Below are 1,583 nucleotides of genomic sequence, written 5' to 3' on the forward strand. Positions count from 1 at the left end.
AGTCATGACCACCCGCTTAGCGCAACATCATAAACTTAAGAGGAAATTATTCCTATATCCGTTACTTTTTCAGATATAAGAATTATATTTATATTAAAAAAGTCCATACTTTCCCCAATGGAATTGTATGGACTTTTTTAAAAACTATTTTTTTGATTGTTTTTGTATTTATTTGAAAGATTCTTTTTCCGTTCCTTTCCAGGCAGATTTCTTTGAGGCAAAATATATTCTTCCATTTCTGTTTGCAGTTTAAAAAGCAATTGTCCTCTTCTTACAGCATTTTTTTCAAGGATTAGCTTTATCATCTGTTCTTTAAACAGTCCTATGGCAATATTTTCATTTGTGTGCATAGGATATTTGCTGCCTTTTTTACGACCTCTTACAGATACCTCCTCATCGGCTTCTTTGCGTATATCCTGCAGTATATTATATACCAACACTTGTGCACGAAAATCCTGATCTACATAGATGGTTGATTTTCCTGTTACACTTTCAAACTTCATTTTATTCTTAAGTGTATGATATTTCTTCTCTATTTCCCATCTTTGATAATATAAATCCTCCAGTTGTTTCTGAGAAAATTCAAAGGGGAGATTCGTCATAAGTGTCAATTCATTTCCAGAAGGAAGCATAGAGGTCATGATTCTCGTATTCGTATACCCTTTTTCTTTCATACGCTCTAATCTCTCCGGATGCTTTTTTCTTATTTTCTCTAATCGCTGATAGGTATGCCGTAAAATAACCGTTTCGTCAGTCGATTTCATATTTCTACGCTCAAATTTATAATCATTGGAAGAAATGCGGAATAAGTAATTGATTTTTTCCGTTTCCAGAAAATCAATAAATTCCATAGATGGATATCCCCTGTCAAAAATAGCTAATACGGGCTGTTTGATATCTATATGCGTTAAGTGATGAAGATTTTTCTTGGCAAGCTCCGTTTCGCTGGTAGAAATATGTGAAATTTCAATATCCAGATAAAAATGATTCAAAATATCATACATGCCACTTACAAGCGCCCGCACCTGTCCAAGTTCTGAGTGTTGATTATTACTTTTTCCAAAACGCTCCCGGTTCTCTGGTGAATTCGGCACTTCCGCTTTACTTCCATCAATTGCCAGTAACAAAAATCCATTCCAGAGCCTTGGTTCAGAAGAATGATAGAAATCAGCCATATATTCATCATTCAGATAAGAAAAAACTTCAGGATTAAGACGCTTTCGCTGTTGTAAATACCCTTGTTTCGACATTTTCATGGAAGGAACATCCTTTTGTATAAAATAGTTTCTCAATTCTAGTGTAGTAGTAAGCCCTTTTTTGGAAAGGCAACACAGTAAGATATCTTTTAAAGGCATTTTTCTGTTTCTTGAAAAAGTATTACTGTTTATTTTTCTTGCCCGCTCTGCCAAAGCAGGATCAGACAGTTTTTCAGAAAGTTTTTGGATTCTTTCAATATAGGTACTCCTCATATGCACCCCTGCTTAAATTTTATCATAAATAAAAGAACCTGCCTATCTCAAAGCAAATTCTCTTAAGTTTATGATGTTGCGCATAGCAGGTGGTTTATTTCATTGCTGACACAA

Annotated in this window: 1 protein-coding gene; it reads right to left on the minus strand. The window is 34.4% G+C overall.

Features of this window, described 5'->3' with window-relative positions; genetic code table 11:
* Nucleotides 1-137: 137 nt before the first annotated feature.
* Complete coding sequence (locus tag WKT17_RS16175; RefSeq protein ID WP_291681937.1) at nucleotides 138-1,469, minus strand: IS4 family transposase; 1,332 nt, start codon at nucleotides 1,467-1,469, stop codon at nucleotides 138-140.
* Between the last annotated feature and the right edge of the window lie 114 nt (nucleotides 1,470-1,583).

The sequence above is a fragment of the Blautia sp. HCN-20427 genome (assembly GCF_037890365.1).
Lineage (GTDB): Bacteria > Bacillota > Clostridia > Lachnospirales > Lachnospiraceae > Blautia.

What these genes read in the sequence shown, in the direction of transcription:
- WKT17_RS16175 (WP_291681937.1), bottom strand. Translation starts at nt 1,469, where the DNA reads ATGAGGAGTACCTATATTGAAAGAATCCAAAAACTTTCTGAAAAACTG.